Genomic DNA, 19152 nt, shown 5'->3' with positions numbered 1-19152 from the left:
GTTTCGAGAGCCAATGCCATTCCAAAGGCTGCTGCCATCGCATGAACGTCGTCGCCCGCTGGTTCCACCAACTCGCCTCGCCTCCGATCTTCGACCGTTTCACTGCGCGCTGGGCGCCGTGGTGCTACGCGCTGGCCGCGGTGTCGCTGGGCGCGGGCATCTGGCAGGCCTTGTTTGCGGTGCCGGCCGACTATCAGCAGGGCGATAGCTTTCGCATTCTGTATATCCATGTGCCGAGCGCGTGGATGAGCCTGTTCGTGTTCGGGCTGATGGCGGTGTACGCGGCGATCGCGCTGATCTGGCGCATCAAGATCTGCGAAATCCTGGCGATGGCCTGCGCGCCGATCGGCGCGGCGTTCACCGTGATCACCCTGCTGACCGGCAGCATCTGGGGCAAGCCGATGTGGGGCGCCTGGTGGGATTGGGACCCGCGCCTGACCACCGAGCTGATCCTGCTGTTCCTGTATCTGGGCGTGATCGGTCTGTACCAGGCCATCGACGATCGCCGTCAGGCCGCACGCGCGGCCGCCTTGCTGGCGATCGTCGGCGTGGCGTTGCTGCCGGTGATCCTCTATTCGGTGGTGTGGTGGAACTCGCTGCATCAGGGCCAGAGCATCCGCCTGCTCGGCCCTTCCAGCATCGATGCCAGCATGCTGCTGCCGCTGTGGCTGATGGTGATCGGCACCAAGTTCTGGTTCGCCGGTTCGCTGCTCACGCGGGCGCGCGCCGACAACCTGCGCCGCGAGGCCGGCAAGGCCTGGATCGTGCGCGATGCGCCGGAGGGCGCGGCATGAGCTACCTGCCCTACGTCATCGCCGCCTATGCGGTATTCGTGCTGGTGCTGCTGTGGGACCTGATCGCCGGGCGCTGGCAGCTGCGCCGCGCGTTGAAGATCGCGCAGGCGCGGCGTCTGCGCGAACGCAAGCGCGCGGTGCCCAGCGATGCGGAGCTGATCCGGTGAACCCGCAACGGCGCCGCCGGATCTGGCTGGTGATCGCGCTGGTGCTGGCCGGCGGCCTGGCGACCGCGCTGGTGGCGATGGCACTGCAGCGCAACGTGGCCTATCTGTACACACCGTCGGAAGTGCTGCGCGGCGACGCCGGCGAGCATGCGCGCTTCCGGCTCGGCGGCATGGTGGAGAAAGGCTCGTTTCAACGTGCGTCCGGTTCGCTGGAAGCGCAGTTCCGCGTCACCGATGGCGATGCACAGTTGCCGGTGCGCTACGACCGCATCCTGCCGGACCTGTTTCGCGAGGGACAGGCGGTGGTGGCGACCGGACGCATGCAGAACGGCGTCTTCGTTGCCGAAGATGTGCTGGCCAAGCACGACGAGACCTACATGCCGAAGGAAGTCGCCGACAAGATGGGCAGCGCGCACCGCAAGCACGATGTGCCGGCGGCCGCAGACCAGGCCGGAGCGCTGCGTTGATGGCAGGGGTCAAAACGTTCGCCTTGCTGCGCTGTGATCGCTTGCAGCTTGCCTGCGTGGCCGACGATGTCGCGATGCCTGGGCAGGCGCATGCAGACGCTGCCCGGATGTCGCCCCTGCATTGCGCCGGCAAGCGTCGCACCACTGCCTGCCCGCCAACGCGCCAACCCGATGCTGCCTGAGCTCGGCACCTTCCTGCTGATTCTGGCCTTGCTGGTGGCCCTGGTGCAGGCCGCGCTACCGCTGGCCGGTGCGCAGCGTGGGCGCAGCAGCTGGATGGCGGTCGCGCGGCCGGCCGCGTTGCTGCTGCTGGGCCTGATCGCAGCGGCCTTCGCGCTGCTGACGCATGCCTTCCTGGTGCAGGATTTTTCGGTGCGCTATGTCGCCGAGAATTCCAACAGCCTGCTGCCGGTGATGTATCGCTACTCGGCGGTGTGGGGTGCGCACGAGGGCTCATTGCTGCTGTGGACGCTGGTGCTGGCGCTGTGGACCGGGGCGGTGGCGCTGTGGTCGCGGCGGCTGCCCGCGCAGGTGGTGGCGCGCGTGCTCGGGGTGATGGCGCTGGTCAGCATCGGCTTCCTGGCGTTTTTGCTGTTCACCTCCAATCCGTTCGCGCGCTTGTCGCCGGTGCCGCTGGAAGGCGCCGATCTGAATCCGCTGTTGCAGGACCCGGGGCTGATCATCCATCCGCCGATGCTGTATTGCGGCTATGTCGGCTTTGCGGTGCCGTTCGCCTTCGCCATCGCTGCGTTGCTGGAAGGTCGCATGGATGCGCGCTGGCTGCGCTGGACGCGGCCGTGGACCAATGTGGCCTGGGCCATGCTCACCGTCGGCATCGCACTCGGCAGCTGGTGGGCGTATTACGAGCTGGGCTGGGGCGGCTGGTGGTTCTGGGACCCGGTGGAAAACGCCAGTTTCATGCCGTGGCTGGTGGGCACCGCCTTGCTGCATTCGCAGGCGGTCACCGAAAAGCGCGGCAGCTTCGCCAGCTGGACCTTGCTGCTGGCGATCGCCGCCTTTTCGCTGTCGTTGCTGGGCACCTTCCTGGTGCGCTCGGGCGTGCTGACCAGCGTGCATGCGTTTGCGGCCGACCCGTCGCGCGGCCTGTTCATCCTGGTGTTCCTGCTGGCGGTGGTCGGCGGTTCGCTGCTGCTGTACGCGTTGCGTGCGCCGCGCCTGTCGCTGGTCGATGACCCGCGCCGCGCGTTCGCCGGCAGCTCGCGCGAAACCTTGCTGCTGTTGAACAACCTGCTGCTCGCCTGCGCCTGCGCGATGGTGTTGCTGGGCACGCTGTATCCGCTGCTGGCCGACGCCTTGGGCCTGGGCAAGCTGTCGGTGGGGCCGCCCTACTTCGGCACCTTGTTCGTGGTGCTGATGGCGCCGCTGGTGGCGCTGTTGCCGTTCGGCCCGCTGACCCGCTGGCAGCGCGAGCAGGCCTCGCGTCCGCTGGCGATGCTCGCGCCGTGGGCAGGCCTGGCGCTTGCCGCAGGCGTGCTGGCCTGGTTCGCCGCGCCGCAGGGCCAGTGGAAGGCGGCACTCGGCGTGGCCGGCGCGGCCTGGGTGCTGCTGGGCACGCTGCGTTTCCTGTGGACGCGGCGCGCGGCCAAGGGCCGCAAGCTCACCGCCGAAATGCTGGGCATGCTGCTGGCGCACCTGGGCGTGGCGGTGTTCCTGGCCGGTGCGTTGCTGGTGGAATCGCTGAGCCTGCAGCGCGAGCTCGCACTGGCGCCCGGGCAGCAGATGCAGATCGGCCGCTACGCGCTGCACTTCGCTAATGTCGAAGAACTGCGCGGGCCCAATTACGTCGCCGACCGTGCCAATCTGCAGGTGTTCAAGGACGATGCGCCGGTCGGCCTGCTGCGTGCGGAAAAACGCCGCTACGCCAGCGGCGGGCAGACCCTGACCGAGGCGGCGATCCGTCCCGGCCCGTTCGGCGACCTGTATGTCGCGCTTGGCGAACCCCTGGGCAATCAGGCCTGGGCGGTCCGCGTCCACCTCAAACCGTTCGTCCGCTGGATCTGGCTGGGAGCGCTGCTGATGGCGCTTGGCGGCCTGGTCACTGCGGCCGACCGGCGTTTTCGTCGTTCTCCGGAGATCCAAGATGGTTGAGTCACGTTCACCCCGCCTGCCTACTGCGGTTCTGGTGGGTGCCATCGTGCTGCTGCTCGCGCTGGCAGCGCTGCTGGTCTATGCGGTGGTGCGCTCCGGTCAGGACGATCGCGATGCCCTGCCCTCTGCGCTGATCGGCAAGCCGGCGCCGGAGTTCGCGCTGCCGCTGCTGCACGACCCCAGCATCGTGGTGCATGCGCGCGAACTGCGCGGCGCGCCGTACATCATCAACGTGTGGGGCAGCTGGTGCCCGGCCTGCCGCGAGGAGCACCCGGTGCTGAGCCGCTTTGCGCTGACCAAGCGCGTGCGCGTGATCGGCTACAACTGGAAGGACGAGCGCAACGATGCGCTGCGCTGGCTCGAACAGCTGGGCAACCCCTACCTGCTGGTGGTCGCCGACAAGGATGGCCGTACCGCGATCGACTTCGGCATCGCTGCGGCACCGGAGACCTTTCTGGTCGACGGCCGCGGCGTGGTGCGCTGGAAGTACAGCGGCATGCTCACCCAATCCATCATCGACACCCAGCTGATTCCGGTGCTGAGCAGGATCGAGCGCTCGCCCAGTGCCGCACCGGACCTGCACGCCACGCCATGATGCGCGCCTGGCTGCTGACGCTGCTGCTGTTGCCCTGGCTGGCGCTGGCCCAGCCGGTCGGCGACCCGGCGCCGCTGCGCTATGCCTCGGCCGAGGAAGAGGCGCGCTTCCATGCGCTCACCGCCGAGCTGCGCTGCGTGCAGTGCCAGAACCAGTCGCTGGCCGATTCCAATGCGCAGATCGCCCAGGACCTGCGCCGCGAAGTGCTGGCGCTGATGCACGCAGGCCGCAGCGATGCGCAGATCCGCCAGTTCCTGGTCGCGCGTTATGGCGAGTTCGTGCTGTACCGCCCGCGCGTGGAATCGCGCACCTGGCTGCTGTGGTTCGGCCCGCTGCTGGCGCTGTTGCTGGGCGCTGGCGCCGTTGTGCTGCTGGTGCGCCGGCGCAGCGTGGCTGCACCCGCCCTGCCCGCCGATGAGCAGGAGTGGTGATGGTCGGCTTCGTCAGTGCGATGGTGGTGCTGGCGCTGCTCGCGTTCGGCGTGGCGCTGCGGCCGCTGTGGCGCGAGGCGCGCGGGCTGACCGCCAGCATCGCGGTGTTGCTGCTGGCGGCGAGCGTGGCGCTGTACTGGCTGGTCGGCACGCCGAGCGCGATTCAGGCGCCGGCCGAGCGGCCGGCCACGCCACGCTCGCTGGATGAAGCCATCGTGCAACTGCGCGCCGCACTGGCGCGCAATCCCGATCAGGCCGAAGGCTGGGTGTTGCTGGGGCGCTCGCTGTCCAGCCAACAGAAATTCGCCGAGGCGCGCGATGCGTTTGCGCGCGCGGTCGTGCTGCGTCCGGACGAGCCGGATGTGCTGGTGGCTGCCGCACAGTCGCGCATGCTCGCCGACGCCAGCGGGCGCCCGGATCCGCAGGCCATGCGCCTGCTGGAACATGCGCTGGCGGTGCAGCCGGACCATCAACGCGCTCGCTGGTTCCTGGGCGTGGTGCAGCGCCAGGCCGGTGAACCGGCCAAGGCCAGCGAGACCTGGGAGCCGTTGCTGCGCGTGGTCGATGCTTCTACCCGCCCGGGCCTGCTGGAACAGATCAACGCCGCGCGCCAGGAAGCCGGGCTGGCGCCGATCCAGGCACCGGCTACGCCTGCCGCCGATGCAGCCAACAGCAAACGCATCCAGGTGCGCGTGACGCTGGATGCCGAGTTCGCCAAACGCGCCGGATTGCCGGGCGACACCAGCGTGTTCGTGATTGCGCGCGCCGCCGACACGCCGATGCCGGTGGCGGTGGAAAAACACGCGCTAAGCGAGCTGCCATTGACCATCACCATGGACGACGGCGACAGCCCGATGCCGACGCGCACGCTATCGTCGCTGGACACCGTGCAGGTACTTGCCAGGCTATCGCGCAGCGGCAACGCAATGCGCCAGGCCGACGATGTCGAAAGCATGCCGGTGATGGTGGAACTGCCCACTGCCGCTCCGGTGGAGCTGGTGATCGGTCGCTGAGTGGCCGCCACGTGTCGACGCAACGCAAGCAACGATGACGCCGCACCGGAGTGAGTCGGCTGCGGTGTTGCAAACCATGCACACCGACCATCTCCACCGGCCGTTGCCCTGCAACCGAGCCACAGATCCGCCGCTCCCGAGAGTGGCATCACACACAGTTCAAGGGCTCAAACCGAATCCCCATTCCCCATTCCCCATTCCCCTCCCGGCCCCCGGCCCCTGCCATGGCAGATAGAATTGCTGCATGACTGAATTCATTCCCCCCGGCACGCTATTTCACGCCCTGCCCTCGCCGTTTCCGATGAAGCGCGGTGGCCTGCTGCTGCAGGCGCGTGTCGCCTACGAAACCTGGGGCACGCTGGCAGCCGATCGCAGCAATGCGGTGTTGATCGTCACTGGCCTGTCGCCGAATGCGCATGCCGCGGCAAATCCGGCCAATGCCGAGCCGGGCTGGTGGGAAGCAATGCTCGGGCCGGGCAAGCCGATCGATACCGAACGCTGGTTCGTGGTCTGCGTCAATTCACTGGGCAGCTGCAAGGGCTCGACCGGCCCGGCGTCGATCGACCCTGCCACCGGCACGCTGTATCGCCTGGGTTTCCCGGAACTGTCGATCGAAGATGTGGCCGATGCCGCAGCCGACGTGGTGCGCGCGTTGGGTATCCAACAACTGGCCTGCCTGATCGGCAACTCGATGGGCGGCATGACCGCACTAGCGTTGTTGCTGCGCCACCCCGGCATCGCGCGCAGCCATATCAATATCTCCGGCAGTGCGCAGGCGCTGCCGTTCTCGATCGCGATCCGCTCGCTGCAGCGCGAAGCCATCCGACTGGATCCGCACTGGAACGGCGGCCACTACGACGACACGCATTACCCGGAATCGGGCATGCGCATGGCGCGCAAACTCGGCGTGATCACCTACCGCTCGGCACTGGAATGGGATGGCCGTTTCGGCCGCGTGCGGCTGGATTCCGAACAGGCCGCCGACGATCCGTTCGGCCTGGAATTCCAGGTCGAAAGTTATCTGGAAGGCCATGCGCGCCGCTTCGTGCGCTTCTTCGATCCCAACTGCTATCTGTATCTGAGCCGCTCGATGGATTGGTTCGATCTGGCCGAGTATGTCGACAACAGCCCGGCCATCGACGCGCGGGTCGATGGCACGCAAGTCGACAACGCCGCGGTCGCCGCCAAGCCGGATACAGGCATCTCGACCGACGCCACGGTGCTTGCCGGACTGGCGCAGATCCGCATCGCGCGGGCGCTGGCGATCGGTGCCAACACCGACATCCTGTTCCCGGTGCAGCAACAGGAACAGATCGCCGAAGGCCTGCGCGCCGGCGGTGCCGAGGCACACTTCATCGGGTTGGATTCGCCACAAGGCCACGATGCCTTCCTGGTCGATTTTGCGCGCTTCGGGCCAGCGGTACGCAACTTCCTGGATGCTTGCTGATTTCCAGACCGGCGCAACGGCGTCGCGGCACGTCCCAGCAGCAGAGCCTGCCGCGCAAGACGCTCGCCCTGCTGTTCCTGATCGGAATGACCGCCATGGTGGTTGCAGGCCGCCTGCCGGCGCTGCTGGCGCTGTGGTACGCGGCTGCAAGCTTGCTGGCGATGTGGTCTACCGGCTCGACAAGAGCGCAGCCCAACGCGGCCGGCAACGCACACCGGAAGCCACCCTGCACCTCATCGCACTGCTCGGCGGCTGGCCGGGCGCGTTGCTGGCGCAGGCGCTGTTCCGGCATAAATCCAGCAAGGCAGCCTTCCAACTGCGGTTCTGGATCACTGTCGTAGCGAACGTCGCCGCCTTGTATTGGGCATGCCGCCAAGCTGCGCTGATGGCAGCACTCCACACATTGCTGGGGTGAGCGGCGCCTGCGCGATGCATGCGCACAACCGGTCAGTGCGAACCGGCAACAGCATCCTCAGGCCAAGGGCTCCAGCGCACCGGCCCGCAGGCGATAACGTCGCTGCACCACGCCATCGGGCACGCTGTCGTGGGTGATCATCACCAGGCTGCGCTCGCCCAGCGCGGCCGATAGATCCAGCAGCAAGGCGTGCGCGGTATCCACATCCAGGCCGTCGGTGGGTTCGTCCAGCAGCAGGATCGGCGCCTCGCGCAGCAAGGCGCGCGCCAGCGCCAGCCGGCGCGCCTGGCCGGCCGAGAGCGTGGCGCCGTTTTCGCCGACCCAGGTGTCCAGCCCGTTCTGCGCGGTGGCCCAGGCGCGCAGACGCACCTGGTCCAGCGCGTTCCACATCGCTGCATCACTCGCGCCGGCATCGCCGATGCGCAGGTTGTCGCGCACCGTGCCGGCAAACACCGGGGCATTCTGCGGCAGCCAGGCGATGCGTTGATGCCATTGCGCCTGCGCGAAATGGCGCAGGTCGATATCGGCGTAGGTCACCTGCCCGGCCTGCGGGTCCCACAGCCGCAACAGCACTGCGGACAAGCTGCTCTTGCCGCTGCCGCTGTCGCCGCTGATGGCGATGCGCTCGCCAGGCGCCAGGCTCAGATCGAGCGCCTGCAGCAGCGCACGTCCACTGCCCGGCCACGCAAAACTGACCTGTCGCAGGCGCAGCGTACCGCTGCGTGGCGCATCCACTGGCTGCGACGGATCGTCGACCGACGGCGCCTGGTCGACGATGGACTGCAGGCGCCTGGCCGCAACGCGCGCGCTCTGCAGCGCCTGCAAGGCGAGTCCGGCGCCGGCCCAGACCTCCAGCAGTGCCATGGTCAGGAACACCAGCCCGGCCGCCATCTCCGCAGCAATCAATCCGCGTTCTGCCGCGCTCAACCCAAGCCACAACATGCCGGCCAGACCGATACCGCCGCAGACCGCATGCAGCAGATTGCCGCCGATCAGGCGACGGCGTTGCTGGCGATCGCCATCGACCACTGCCGCCGCCGTTGCATCGACCTGATGCAGCCAGGCACCTTGCGCATCCACCGCAGCGAGATCGGCCGCACCTTCCAGGCCCTCGAACGCCTGCGTGCGCAAGGTGGTGCGTTGCATGGCGCGCAGCTGCTCGCGCTGCGCACCGCCGCGCGTCACCTGCCACGGCACCACGCCGCCGATGACCACGCCCAGCACCACCAGCAACACGCCGGCCGGCGGATAGATCAGCGCCGCTGCCACCACGCCGGCCACCCAGATGCCGAGCAATGCGCTCAACGGCGCCAACGCGCGCACGCTCACGCCATCGACCTCGCCGATGTCGGACATCAACCGCGCCAGCAGATCGCCGGTGCGCGTGGCCGACAGGCGGCCCGGCGCCAGCGGCAACGCGCGGCGGAAGAACCACACGCGCAGGTCGCGGGCGATGCGCAGCGTGGCGTCGTGGCCGATCAATTTTTCGCCATAACGCGAAACGATGCGCGCGAAGGTCAGCGCGCGAATGCCGGCGGAGGGCGAAAAGAAATTGAAGCCGCTGCCCATGCCCGCGACACCGGCCAAGGCGGCGGCGGTCAGGAAACTGCCGGACACGCCGAGCAGGCCCACGCCGGCCAGCATGGTGACAAGGACCAACAGCGCCGACAGCAGCAGGCGCCAGGCATGCCGGCGAAACACATCGCGCAGACGGTCGGGCCGTGTGTCGTTCATGGCAGCTCCGCTGCGACGGTGGCGCCGCGCAGGTCGATCACCGTATCGGCCCAGCGCATTACCGCGGCGCTGTGCGTGGCCAGCACCACCGCGCGACCGCGCGCGAACACACCCAGGGTGCGCAGCAACTCCGCTTCGGTGTCCGGATCGAGGAAGGCAGTGGGTTCGTCCAGCAGCAACAAGTCCGGCTCGCGCAGCAACAGCCGCGCCAGGGCCACGCGCCGTGCCTCGCCACCGGACAATCCGAAGCCGCGCTCGCCGATCTGCGTGTCCAGGCCCGCAGGCAGCTGCGCGGCAAAGCGCAGCACCTGCGCGGCGTCGGCCACCGCGTGCAGGCGCGCAGCGCCGGCCTGCGGATCGGCCAGGCGCAGGTTGTCGGCGATGCTGCCGTGAAACAGATACGGCCGCTGCGTGGCATAGCCGATGCGAGTCCCCGGCCGCAGCACCACGCTGCCGGCCTCCGGCGCCAGCCAGCCGGCCAGGCCCTCCAGCAAGGTGCTCTTGCCGCTGCCGCTGGCACCGATCACCGCCACGCGCTGCCCGGGCTGCAAGGTCAGCGAAAAATGCGCGACCACCGTGTACGGCGCGCCCGGCGGCCGTAGCGCAAGATCGCGCGCCTGCAGCAGCGGGGCGTGTGCCTGGGCCGGTTCCAGTGCACGCAAGGCAGGCACCGTCACCGCTGGCGCTGCCGATGGCGGTGCGAATCCTTCCAGCAGGCGCTCGGCTTCGGCCACCGCCGCCAGCGCATTGGCACGGTCGTGGTAATGCGCCGCCAGCCGCCGCAACGGCGCAAAGAATTCCGGCGCCAGCAGCAGGCAGAACATGCCCGCGCCCAGCGTCGGCAAGCCGTGCAGATCCAGCATGCCCAGATAGGTCAGACCGAAGTACAGCGCCACGATGGCCACGCTCACCGAGGCGAAGAATTCCAGCACCGTGGACGACAGGAAGGCGATGCGCAGCACCTTGAGCGAACGCTCGCGCACGCCTTCGGCCGCCGCGGCAATGCCGCTCAACTCGGCCTCGCCGCGGCCATACACGCGCAGCAGGCCCAGGCCCTTGAGGCGATCTGCAAAGTGCCCGCCCATCCGCGCCAGTTCGCGCAGCTGGTCGCGCCCGGCGGCTTCGGCGCCCCAACCCACCAGCATCATGAAGAACGGAATCAGCGGTGCGGTCAGCAGCAACACCAGGCCCACCACCCAGTCGACCGAAAACACCGCGACCAGGATCAGCGGCGGCACCAGCAGCATCTCGGTGCGTGCGAGCTGGTAGCCGACGAAGTAGCCCTCCAGCGCATCGGTATGCGTCAGGCTCAATTCGCCCAGTTCGCCGCTGCGCTGCCGGCGCAGCCACACCGGCCCGTGCTGCACCAGGCGGCGCGCGATGCGGGCACGCAGTTCGCGCCTGGCCACATCGGCCACCTCGCCGCTCAGCGACTGCGCCCAGGCATTGAGCAGCGCGCGCCCTACCAGCGCACAGACCAGCCCCGCTCCCACGTCGCGCAACTGCGCCAGCGCCAGATGCTGCACCAGCACCGCCTGCAGCAACCACGCGATCGCCGCCGCCTGCGCCAGCAGCAGCACGCCCGACACCGCCACCGCCACGCCGGCCAGGCGCCGCGCACGCGTGGCCGGGGCCGCCAGTGCATCCAGCCATTGGCCGCGTTGACGGCGCTGGGCTGGCGTTTCGCTGGCTCGCACGCTGGGCTGGCTCACATCGCTCTCGAGGAAGACACCGTGTTGCAAGCGATTGTAAGTCGCCACTTCCCGCTACGGGGGTGCACATTGTGCCGCACCCGCCCGCCTCGGCATTGATCTGGATCAACGCGCGTGTCGCAGCAAGCGCAGATGATCGGCTGCATTCCTTCATCGACACCCAACCAGGCCCACCCGCCATGATCGACTCGACAGTTGTTGAACTATCGCGGCTGCAGTTCGCAGTCACCGCGATGTACCACTTCATCTTTCCGCCGCTGACCATGGGCCTGTCGTTCCTGCTCGGCATCATGGAGAGCGTCTATGTGATGACCGGCAAGGACATCTGGCGGCGCATGACCATGTTCTGGGGCGTGCTGTTCGGCATCAACTTCGCCATGGGCGTGGGCACCGGCATCGTGATGGAATTCGAGTTCGGCATGAACTGGTCGTACTACAGCCACTACGTCGGCGACATCTTCGGCGCGCCGCTGGCGATCGAAGGCCTGATGGCGTTCTTTCTGGAAGCGACCTTCCTGGGCCTGTTCTTTCTCGGCTGGAACCGGCTGAGCAAGGTGCAGCATCTGGCCACCACCTGGCTGGTGGCGCTGGGCAGCAACTTCTCGGCACTGTGGATCCTGATCGCCAATGGCTGGATGCAGAACCCGACCGGGGCGGTGTTCAACCCGGACACCATGCGCATGGAAGTGGTCGATTTCATGGCGGTGCTGTTCAACCCGGTGGCGCAGGCCAAGTTCGTGCACACCGTCAGCGCCGGCTACGTGCTCGGCGCGGTGTTCGTGATGGCGATCAGCGCGCTCTATCTGCTGCGCGGCACCCATGTGGAGATGGCGCGGCGTTCGTTCGCGGTGGCTGCCGCGTTTGGCCTTTTGTCCTCGCTGTCGGTGGTGGTGCTCGGCGATGAAAGCGGCTATGCCGCCAACGAGCACCAGAAGATGAAACTGGCGGCGATCGAGGCGATGTGGGAAACCGAGGCAGCGCCAGCCGACTTCACCGCGTTCGGCATTCCCAACCAGCAGACCCATCGCAACGACTACGCAGTCAAGATCCCGTACCTGATGGGCTTGATCGCCACACGTTCGCTGGACCAGCCGATCCCCGGCATCCTGGAACTGGTCGGCCGTGCCGAGCATCGCATCCGCGGCGGCCAGATCGCCTACGGCGCGCTGCAACGCATCCGCGCCAACAAGGACGATGCCGAAGCGCGCAAGGTCTTCGATGCGCATTGGCAGGATCTGGGCCATGGCCTGCTGCTCAAGCGCTATCGCGACGATATCGGCAACGCCACGCCGCAGCAGATCGCCCAGGCCGCGATGGACACCGTGCCGCGGGTGCTGCCGCTGTTCTGGACCTTCCGCATCATGGCCGCCATCGGCATCTACCTGATCGCCTTCTTCGCCATCGCGTTCTGGTTCGCCTGCAAGCACAACTTCCAGGAAAAGCGCTGGTTCCTGACGGTGGCGCTGTGGAGCCTGCCGCTGCCGTGGATCGCGATCGAATGCGGTTGGTTCGTGGCCGAGTACGGCCGCCAGCCATGGGCGGTGGAAGGTGTGCTGCCGACCTTCTATGCCGCATCGGGACTTGACCTGTACGAAATCGTGGTGACCCTGGTCGGCTTCACCGCGCTGTACACCACGCTGCTGGTGATCGCGATCAAGCTGTCGCTGAGGACCATCCGCAAGGGTCCGGATGCGCTGTTTCCACCGAGCCAACGCACCCCGTCGCCACACGGCAGTTCGCCCCACGCGTCCTCACCCGACGCCCCACTGAGCACCGGCGCGCTGGCCGGCGGCGCAGCGTAAGCCAGGAGAGACACCCATGGATTTCATCTTGCTCGACTACACCACATTGCGCGTGATCTGGTGGCTGTTGATCGGCGTATTGCTGTCCGGCTACGCGGTGATGGGCGGCTTCGATCTGGGCGTCAGCACGCTGCTGCCGCTGGTTGCCCGCAACGATGCCGAACGCCGGCTGGTGATCAACACCATCGGCCCGGTCTGGGAAGGCAGCCAGGTCTGGCTGATCCTGGGCGGCGGCGCGATCTTCGCCGCATTCCCACCGTTGTATGCGGTGAGTTTTTCCGGGTTCTATCTGGCGATGTTCCTGATCCTGTTCGCACTGATCCTGCGCCCGGTCGGGTTCAAGTTCCGCGGCAAGCTGGCCGACCAGCGCTGGCGCAGCAACTGGGACTGGGCGTTGTTCGTCGGCGGCTGCATTCCGGCGCTGATCATGGGCGTTGCGGTCGGCAATGTGCTGCTCGGCGTGCCGTTCCACTTCGACGCCAGCATGCGCACGTTCTACACCGGCAACCTGTTCGGGCTGCTGACGCCGTTCGCGCTGCTCGCCGGCCTGCTCAGCGTGGCGATGTTGATGGCGCACGGCGCGGCGATGCTGGTACTCAAGACCGACGGACCGGTGGCCGAGCGTGCGGCGCGTTTCGGCAGCATCGCCGCGCTCTGCGCGGTGGCGTTGTTTGCCGCCGCCGGTGCATGGGTGGCGCTGGGTCTGCCGGGCTATGCAGTGACCTCGCTCCTGGCCACCGATGCGCCGACCAATCCGCTCGGCAAGACCGCCGCGCTCACCGCGGCCGGCGGCTGGCTGCACAACTACAGCAGCATGCCGGCCACCCTGATGGCACCGCTGATCGGCCTGGTCGGGCTGGCGATGAATGCGCTGCTGTTGCGTGTGCGTCGCGGCGGCCTGGCGTTCATCGCCTCGGGCTGCGCCATCGTCGGCATCGTCTTCACCGTCGGCTTTGCGTTGTTCCCGTTCCTGCTGCCCTCGTCCACCGCACCGAGCGCAAGCCTGACGCTGTGGGATGCCTCCAGCAGCCGCCTGACGCTGTGGATCATGCTGCTGGCGACCACGCTGCTCATGCCGATCGTGCTGGCCTACACGAGCTGGGTCTATCGCGTGCTCAAGGGCAAGGTCACCGCCGACGAACTCTCGGCCAATCCGAACGCCTACTGAGCATGCCCGCTGTGCGTTGCGATGCACAGCCGCATCGCGCTCGCAGCAGGCCTCACCCTCGCACCTGCTTCAACGACTCAAGGAGAACGACAATGTGGTACTTCGCCTGGATCCTCGGCACCGGTCTGGCCGCACTGGCGGCCGTGCTCAACGGCATGTGGTTCGAAGCACGCGAGCCGGAGCGTGGCCAACCGCAGCAGTAAAATTATTTTCGCTGGATGCTTGCCGATTCCGCATTCCCTATGTAACATACGCGGCTCCTTCGGGGTGTAGCTCAGTCTGGTAGAGCGCTACGTTCGGGACGTAGAGGTCGCAGGTTCGAATCCTGTCTCCCCGACCAGTTTCAAAACACAAAACCGGCCTCGTGCCGGTTTTGTGTTTTCAGGCGCTGGCGCATGCATGCGCGCAGTGCGGATGGTCTGTCATGTCTGTTGTCATCGCCGCTGCCTCCCCGTCCGCCCGGTTGCGTGGTCGCGGCCTGGTGCTGGCTGCCATTTTGTTGTCCGCCTTCAACTTGCGTACCGCGGTGACATCGTTGACGCCGCTGCTGGAACGCATTGCCGACGAGTACGCATTCGGCGCGCCCACCATGGGTGCGCTCGGCATGTTGCCGACGGCTGCGTTCGCACTGACCGGTGTGGCCACGCCGGCCTTGCTGCGCCGCTTCGGCCTGCTGCGCACGGCGCTGCTGTCGATGGCATTGGCCACCGTCGGCCTGGTGTTGCGCCCGCTGCTGCCGGGCACTGCCGGACTGCTGGTCGGCTCGCTGGTGGCGCTGGCCGGCATGGGCATGGGCAACGTGGTGTTGCCGCCGCTGGTGAAGCGCTATTTCGGCGATCGCGTCGGCGGCGTCAGTACGCTCTACATCACCGTGCTGCAGGTCGGCACCCTGCTGCCGGCGTTGCTGGCGGTACCGCTAGCCGATGCGCTGGGCTGGCGCAGCTCGATGGTGGTGTGGGTGTTGCCGGCACTGCTGGCAGCGGCGGCCTGGACCATGGTGCATACCAGCCACCGCCGTCTCCGCGCGACCGGGCCGGCACCGGTCACGCCCACGCCCGAGGCCGAGGGGCGCGTGGCACGCACCGCCCTGGGCTGGAGCATGGCGGTGACCTTCGGCATGACCTCGCTGGTCACCTATTCGATGTTCACCTGGTTGCCGACGCTGCTGCGCGAAGCCGGCGCCTCGCCCGCATTCGGCGGCACCATGGTGGCGCTGTTCGCGGCACTGGGCATGGTCGGCGCCTTGACCATGCCGGCGCTGGCGGTGCGCATGCGCAACCCGTTTCCGATCGTGCTGCTGTGCGCGGCCTGCCACCTGGTCGCGTTTGCCGGGCTGTGGTGGGCGCCGCTGGCTGCGCCGATCCTGTGGGTGACCCTGCTCGGCCTGGGGCCGAGTACGTTCCCGCTGGCATTGGTGCTGGTCAATCAACGCAGCCGCACTGCGGCCGGCTCGGCGGCCCTGTCCGGGTTCTCGCAGGGCATGGGCTATGCGGTGAGCTGCCTGGGGCCGTTCCTGTTCGGCTGGCTGCACGCGCACCACGGCGGCTGGACCTCGCCGTTCGTCTTCCTGGTGATCTGCATCCTGGTGCAGCTGGCCGCCGCCTGGGTGGCCTGCCGCCCGCAGTTGCTGGAAGACGTCTGGGCGCCGCCGCCACGCGGCGCCCGCGCGGNGGGCCAGGTTCTACACGGGAGCGCCACTACGACAGAGGCGATCCGTCGAGCGATACAACATAGTCAAGAGAGCCTGAGAGCGCTGTCCAAGCGCTACGGGATCAATCACAAGACGGTGGCGAAGTGGAAGAAGCGTAGCTCGGTTGCCGATTTGCCAACCGGGCCGACGCAGCCGTGTTCCACCGTGTTGTCCGTTACGGATGAGGCGGCGATCGTCGCTTTCCGCAAGCAGACGTTGCTGCCGCTGGACGACTGTCTCTACGCACTACAGCCGAGCATGCCGCGTCTGACGCGCTCATCGCTGCACCGCTGCCTGCAACGCCATGGCATCTCGCGGCTTCCTGAAATCAAAAGCGACAAAGCCGCCAAGAAGCGTTTCAAAAGTTATCCGATTGGCTACTTCCACATCGACATTGCAGAGGTGCAGACGGCCGAGGGGCAAGCTCTATCTGTTCGTGGCCATCGACAGGACGTCCAAGTTTGCGTTCACCGAACTCCACGCCTGGGCCAACAAGCTGGTTGCAGCGCAGTTCCTGCGCAATGTGATCCAGGCAGTGCCCTACACCCTGCATACGGTTCTGACGGATAACGGCATCCAGTTCACCAACCGCAGTTCCGACCAATATGCCTTCCCCCATATTTTCAGTCGAGTCTGCGAGGAGCACGGCATCGAACACCGCTTGACCAAGATCAAGCATCCCTGGACCAACGGGCAGGTCGAGCGGATGAATCGGACCATCAAGCAAGCCACTGTCAAACGCTTTCACTACGACGATCACGCACAACTGCAACAGCATCTGACCAACTTCATCGACGCCTATAACTACGGTCGCAGGCTCAAAGCATTGAAGGGTCTGACGCCGTACGAGTTCATCTGCAAGCAGTGGACATCCGAACCCGAGCGGTTCAAGGTGGACCCGATCCATCTAATGCCGGGACTGAACACCTAATTGGTACATCACTCAGACGGACTTTGATCTTGGAATTAACAAGAATCAACCGTAGCCACTTATTTGGGGTCAACGTACCGGCAGACTGATGTAGCTGGGCTGCTCGGGGCTCACATAGACGCGCTGGGTGGCCTTTCGATAATCGCCGGGCTTGGCGAAGAAGATGTTGTCCACGTAGGTCTGCGGATTGCGGTCGTACAGCGGAAACAGGCTGGACTGCACCTGCACCATCACCCGGTGGCCCGGCTGGAAGGTGTGGTTGGCGGTCGGCAGGCCGAACTGGAACGCCAGCGGCTGATTGGACGCCAGCGGCTTGGGCGTGCTGAAACTCTCGCGATAGCGGCCGCGGAAGATCGCCAGCGACACCGGCAATTCGTAACCGCCCATCTTCGGACTGGACGCCATCTCGTCCGGATAGACATCGATCAGTTTCACCACCCAGTCGCTGTCGCTGCCGCTGGTGGAGGCCTGCAGATGCACTTCCGGTGCGCCGGCGATCTGCAGGGGTTCGGTCAGCGGCTCGGTGACGAAGGTCAGCACATCCGGGCGGCCGTCGACGAAGCGCTGGTCCTGCACCAGCCAGGTGGTCCACATGCTGCGATCGCCGAAGTCCACCGGGCGCGGCACGAACGGCACCGGCTTGGCCGGGTCGGCCACGTATTCCTCGAAGCCCGGCTGCCCCGCCGCCGGCCGCTGGAACGACAGCTTGCCGCCGGCCTGCAGGTACAGCGGTTTGCTGGCCGCGGCACAACCCTTGGCGCAGCTGCGCGGCCAGGCCTGCAGACGGTCCCAGTGATTCTCTCCGGTGTTGTAGATGAACACCGGCGGCGTGCTCGCCTTGGGCGCGCCATCGACCAGGTATTGGTCGAAGAACGGGCGCAGCACGTCGTGACGGAACTGGCGCGCGGTATCGCCGTCGAAATTCAATGCGCCCAGCGCGCTGCCATCGTAGTTGACCTGGCTGTGCCGCCACGGGCCCATCACCAGGTAGTTGAGCATATTGCCCTTGTCGCGCGGCTCCATCGCCGCGTAGCTATGAATCGCGCCCCACATGTCCTCCTGGTCCCACAGCCCCTGCAGCCACATGGTCGGCACCTTGAGCGGCGTGCGCGCCATCACCTTGTCCAGTGCCTGCTCCTGCCAGAACGTGTCGTAGGCGGCGTGTTCGGTGAGCTTGTGCCACCACGGCAGCTGCTCCAGGCCGGCGGCCTTGGCGAAATCCCCCGCCGAGCCGGCACGCAGCAGGTTGCTGTAGTCGTCATGGCCCTGGCGCGCGATGCCGATGCCCTTGCCGCGCTGGGTGAGCTGGCCGGTGAAATAGTCGAAGTTGACCTGGCGGAACGCACCATAGTTGAACCAGTCGTCGCCCATCCAGCCGTCGATCATCGGGCTTTCCGGCACTGCGACCTTGAGCGCCGGATGCGGGTTGGTCAACGCCATCACCACGGTGAAACCTTCGTAGGACGAGCCGATCATGCCGACCTTGCCGTTGGATTCCTTGACGTTCTTGACCAGCCAGTCGATGGTGTCCCAGGCATCGGTGGCATGGTCGACCTCGCTGGGATTGAGCGCACCGCGCAACGGCCGGGTCATCACGTAGTCGCCTTCCGAGCCGTACTTGCCGCGCACGTCCTGGATCACGCGGATATAGCCGCCTTCCACGAACACGTCATCACCCTGTGCGAGCAGGTCCTTCATGTGCGGCGAGGCCATGCGCTCGGTGCGCCCACTGGCGTTGTACGGGGTGCGCGTCAGCACCATCGGTGCGTTGCGTGCGCCCTTGGGCAGCACGATCACCGTATGCAGCTTGACCCCGTCGCGCATCGGGATCATGACCTCGCGCTTGATGTAGTCGTTGGCGGCATCGCTGGCCACGAACGGCTTGCCGGTGATGTCCGGCGTCATCGGCGAGGTTTGCGCCAGCGCGCCGCCGGTGGCGGCGGCAATGGCGGTGGCGAGCAGGCAGGCGGCAAAACGGCGCATCGACGACTCCGGAACGTGCGGGGGCAGTCCTCGACTGTAGGCAGGACGCGGCCTGCCGGGGGAGTGTCAAAGGTCGTGGTTGGCGGGATGGGAACACGCGGGCCAACCGCAAGGCGCGGCCCCGGCATCTGAACCAACGGAGTCCATGTATCGCTCAGCTGGCAGCCGCGAAGGCCTGGCGAGAACAATGACCAGCGCATCACTGCCTCCAAGTCGCGCGCGATCACACCCAACGATCAGCAGCGAAATATTCCATTGCTCGCGCATCGCGTGTTGGAGGCGATGCTGATATCCACGATTCGCGCGCAAGTCGATCGCTTCGCGCTTCCATTTTTCGAAAGGGATGTTCCCGCACATGATGGAGCGGCCTTTAACAATCAGGTTCTCATCCATGGGTATTTGCGGTTCCGTCGATCGTGTCCAGTCGGGAAGATTCACATATACCGAAAGTTCTCCGGCCGAGCAGCCGCCAGCGGGCAGCACTTCGCAGCGTGTCAACAGCCCCGACCCCACAGGTGGCGTGCTGGCAGGACTGAGCAGCGCGAGCCATCGCAGGAGTGCGAGCAGATCGTCCTCACGACAGCGCTCCCTCTCGCCGAGCCTTAGCAGGCTGCTGAAATACCAGCCGCGACGCGAGGCGCAACCAGCGGAATTTTCCAGTACATGTCAGAAGTGGCGAACAATTGACCATGCA

The 19152-nt window shown here is 66.8% G+C and carries 16 protein-coding genes, 1 tRNA gene and 2 pseudogenes; 15 read left to right on the top strand and 4 right to left on the bottom strand.

All coding sequences use genetic code 11. From position 1 onward, the window contains the following. Positions 1 to 41 precede the first annotated feature (41 nt). From ccmC to XarbCFBP7408_RS04265, 9 genes are all read left to right on the top strand, one after another. Positions 42 to 794 (top strand): heme ABC transporter permease CcmC, encoded by a 753-nt coding sequence (gene ccmC / locus XarbCFBP7408_RS04310; RefSeq protein ID WP_104561696.1) that lies wholly within the window; start codon positions 42 to 44, stop codon positions 792 to 794. Next, positions 791 to 961, top strand: coding sequence for a heme exporter protein CcmD (locus XarbCFBP7408_RS04305; RefSeq protein WP_024939981.1), 171 nt, complete (start codon positions 791 to 793; stop codon positions 959 to 961). Before ccmC ends, XarbCFBP7408_RS04305 begins: the two co-directional genes overlap by 4 nt. Continuing rightward, entirely contained in the window at positions 958 to 1428 is a 471-nt protein-coding gene (ccmE, locus tag XarbCFBP7408_RS04300; protein ID WP_039515161.1) for a cytochrome c maturation protein CcmE, read from the top strand. Before XarbCFBP7408_RS04305 ends, ccmE begins: the two co-directional genes overlap by 4 nt. A gap of 171 nt (positions 1429 to 1599) precedes the next feature. Continuing rightward, positions 1600 to 3537 (top strand): heme lyase CcmF/NrfE family subunit, encoded by a 1938-nt coding sequence (locus XarbCFBP7408_RS04290; protein WP_104561692.1) that lies wholly within the window; start codon positions 1600 to 1602, stop codon positions 3535 to 3537. Then, complete coding sequence (locus tag XarbCFBP7408_RS04285; RefSeq protein WP_104561690.1) at positions 3530 to 4132, top strand: DsbE family thiol:disulfide interchange protein; 603 nt, start codon at positions 3530 to 3532, stop codon at positions 4130 to 4132. The genes XarbCFBP7408_RS04290 and XarbCFBP7408_RS04285 overlap by 8 nt, the downstream gene beginning before the upstream one ends. After that, on the top strand, positions 4129 to 4563 hold the full coding sequence (locus XarbCFBP7408_RS04280) for a cytochrome c-type biogenesis protein (RefSeq protein WP_181106707.1): 435 nt from the start codon (positions 4129 to 4131) through the stop codon (positions 4561 to 4563). The genes XarbCFBP7408_RS04285 and XarbCFBP7408_RS04280 overlap by 4 nt, the downstream gene beginning before the upstream one ends. After that, complete coding sequence (locus tag XarbCFBP7408_RS04275) at positions 4563 to 5576, top strand: tetratricopeptide repeat protein (protein ID WP_181106709.1); 1014 nt, start codon at positions 4563 to 4565, stop codon at positions 5574 to 5576. Before XarbCFBP7408_RS04280 ends, XarbCFBP7408_RS04275 begins: the two co-directional genes overlap by 1 nt. A gap of 244 nt (positions 5577 to 5820) precedes the next feature. After that, a complete protein-coding gene (metX, locus tag XarbCFBP7408_RS04270; protein WP_104561686.1) occupies positions 5821 to 7023 on the top strand; it encodes a homoserine O-acetyltransferase MetX in 1203 nt (400 codons plus the stop codon). Then, positions 7013 to 7438, top strand: coding sequence for a DUF1294 domain-containing protein (locus XarbCFBP7408_RS04265; protein WP_258072010.1), 426 nt, complete (start codon positions 7013 to 7015; stop codon positions 7436 to 7438). Before metX ends, XarbCFBP7408_RS04265 begins: the two co-directional genes overlap by 11 nt. 57 nt (positions 7439 to 7495) lie before the next feature. On the opposite strand, the gene cydC is transcribed toward XarbCFBP7408_RS04265, so the two are convergent. After that, entirely contained in the window at positions 7496 to 9172 is a 1677-nt protein-coding gene (cydC, locus tag XarbCFBP7408_RS04260) for a thiol reductant ABC exporter subunit CydC (protein ID WP_104561684.1), read from the bottom strand. After that, positions 9169 to 10914: a thiol reductant ABC exporter subunit CydD gene (gene cydD / locus XarbCFBP7408_RS04255; RefSeq protein ID WP_104561682.1), complete on the bottom strand. Its 1746-nt coding sequence runs from the start codon at positions 10912 to 10914 to the stop codon at positions 9169 to 9171. Before cydD ends, cydC begins: the two co-directional genes overlap by 4 nt. 149 nt (positions 10915 to 11063) lie before the next feature. Here cydD and XarbCFBP7408_RS04250 point away from each other — a divergent pair, with 149 nt between their 5' ends. The 6 genes and pseudogenes from XarbCFBP7408_RS04250 to XarbCFBP7408_RS22295 all read left to right on the top strand — a co-directional run. Then, the gene (locus tag XarbCFBP7408_RS04250; protein WP_104561897.1) at positions 11064 to 12686 is read left to right on the top strand and encodes a cytochrome ubiquinol oxidase subunit I; all 1623 of its coding nucleotides are present in this window, start codon (positions 11064 to 11066) and stop codon (positions 12684 to 12686) included. Positions 12687 to 12702: 16 nt separating this feature from the next. Next, positions 12703 to 13854 (top strand): cytochrome d ubiquinol oxidase subunit II, encoded by a 1152-nt coding sequence (gene cydB / locus XarbCFBP7408_RS04245; protein ID WP_104561680.1) that lies wholly within the window; start codon positions 12703 to 12705, stop codon positions 13852 to 13854. Positions 13855 to 13946: 92 nt separating this feature from the next. Further along, positions 13947 to 14057, top strand: coding sequence for a cytochrome bd-I oxidase subunit CydX (cydX, locus tag XarbCFBP7408_RS04240; RefSeq protein ID WP_104561678.1), 111 nt, complete (start codon positions 13947 to 13949; stop codon positions 14055 to 14057). 60 nt (positions 14058 to 14117) lie between these two features. After that, positions 14118 to 14194: transfer RNA gene (locus XarbCFBP7408_RS04235), tRNA-Pro, on the top strand. Positions 14195 to 14317: 123 nt separating this feature from the next. Continuing rightward, positions 14318 to 15524, top strand: a pseudogene (locus XarbCFBP7408_RS04230) (CynX/NimT family MFS transporter); the annotation flags it as partial. Position 15525: 1 nt separating this feature from the next. After that, positions 15526 to 16475: pseudogene (locus XarbCFBP7408_RS22295) on the top strand (IS481 family transposase); the annotation flags it as partial. Positions 16476 to 16544: 69 nt separating this feature from the next. On the opposite strand, the gene XarbCFBP7408_RS04225 reads toward XarbCFBP7408_RS22295, so the two are convergent. Continuing rightward, positions 16545 to 18458, bottom strand: coding sequence for a CocE/NonD family hydrolase (locus XarbCFBP7408_RS04225; RefSeq protein WP_104561676.1), 1914 nt, complete (start codon positions 18456 to 18458; stop codon positions 16545 to 16547). Between the two features lie 66 nt (positions 18459 to 18524). Further along, on the bottom strand, positions 18525 to 18851 hold the full coding sequence (locus tag XarbCFBP7408_RS22290; RefSeq protein ID WP_146093735.1) for a hypothetical protein: 327 nt from the start codon (positions 18849 to 18851) through the stop codon (positions 18525 to 18527). Positions 18852 to 19152 lie beyond the last annotated feature (301 nt).

The organism is Xanthomonas arboricola pv. guizotiae (assembly GCF_002940205.1).
GTDB classification, from domain to species: Bacteria; Pseudomonadota; Gammaproteobacteria; order Xanthomonadales; family Xanthomonadaceae; genus Xanthomonas; species Xanthomonas arboricola_C.
The sequence above is the reverse complement of the archived record's forward strand: the minus strand, read 5'-3'. Positions and strand labels throughout refer to the sequence as shown.

Coding starts and splice junctions, on each gene's coding strand:
- XarbCFBP7408_RS04285 (WP_104561690.1), top strand. CDS start 3,530: ATGGTTGAGTCACGTTCACCCCGCCTGCCTACTGCGGTTCTGGTGGGT.
- XarbCFBP7408_RS22290 (WP_146093735.1), bottom strand. CDS start 18,851: ATGGATGAGAACCTGATTGTTAAAGGCCGCTCCATCATGTGCGGGAAC.
- XarbCFBP7408_RS04250 (WP_104561897.1), top strand. CDS start 11,064: ATGATCGACTCGACAGTTGTTGAACTATCGCGGCTGCAGTTCGCAGTC.
- XarbCFBP7408_RS04275 (WP_181106709.1), top strand. CDS start 4,563: ATGGTCGGCTTCGTCAGTGCGATGGTGGTGCTGGCGCTGCTCGCGTTC.
- XarbCFBP7408_RS04225 (WP_104561676.1), bottom strand. CDS start 18,458: ATGCGCCGTTTTGCCGCCTGCCTGCTCGCCACCGCCATTGCCGCCGCC.
- cydC (WP_104561684.1), bottom strand. CDS start 9,172: ATGAACGACACACGGCCCGACCGTCTGCGCGATGTGTTTCGCCGGCAT.
- XarbCFBP7408_RS04265 (WP_258072010.1), top strand. CDS start 7,013: ATGCTTGCTGATTTCCAGACCGGCGCAACGGCGTCGCGGCACGTCCCA.
- XarbCFBP7408_RS04305 (WP_024939981.1), top strand. CDS start 791: ATGAGCTACCTGCCCTACGTCATCGCCGCCTATGCGGTATTCGTGCTG.
- cydX (WP_104561678.1), top strand. CDS start 13,947: ATGTGGTACTTCGCCTGGATCCTCGGCACCGGTCTGGCCGCACTGGCG.
- ccmC (WP_104561696.1), top strand. CDS start 42: ATGAACGTCGTCGCCCGCTGGTTCCACCAACTCGCCTCGCCTCCGATC.
- cydB (WP_104561680.1), top strand. CDS start 12,703: ATGGATTTCATCTTGCTCGACTACACCACATTGCGCGTGATCTGGTGG.
- metX (WP_104561686.1), top strand. CDS start 5,821: ATGACTGAATTCATTCCCCCCGGCACGCTATTTCACGCCCTGCCCTCG.
- XarbCFBP7408_RS04290 (WP_104561692.1), top strand. CDS start 1,600: ATGCTGCCTGAGCTCGGCACCTTCCTGCTGATTCTGGCCTTGCTGGTG.
- XarbCFBP7408_RS04280 (WP_181106707.1), top strand. CDS start 4,129: ATGATGCGCGCCTGGCTGCTGACGCTGCTGCTGTTGCCCTGGCTGGCG.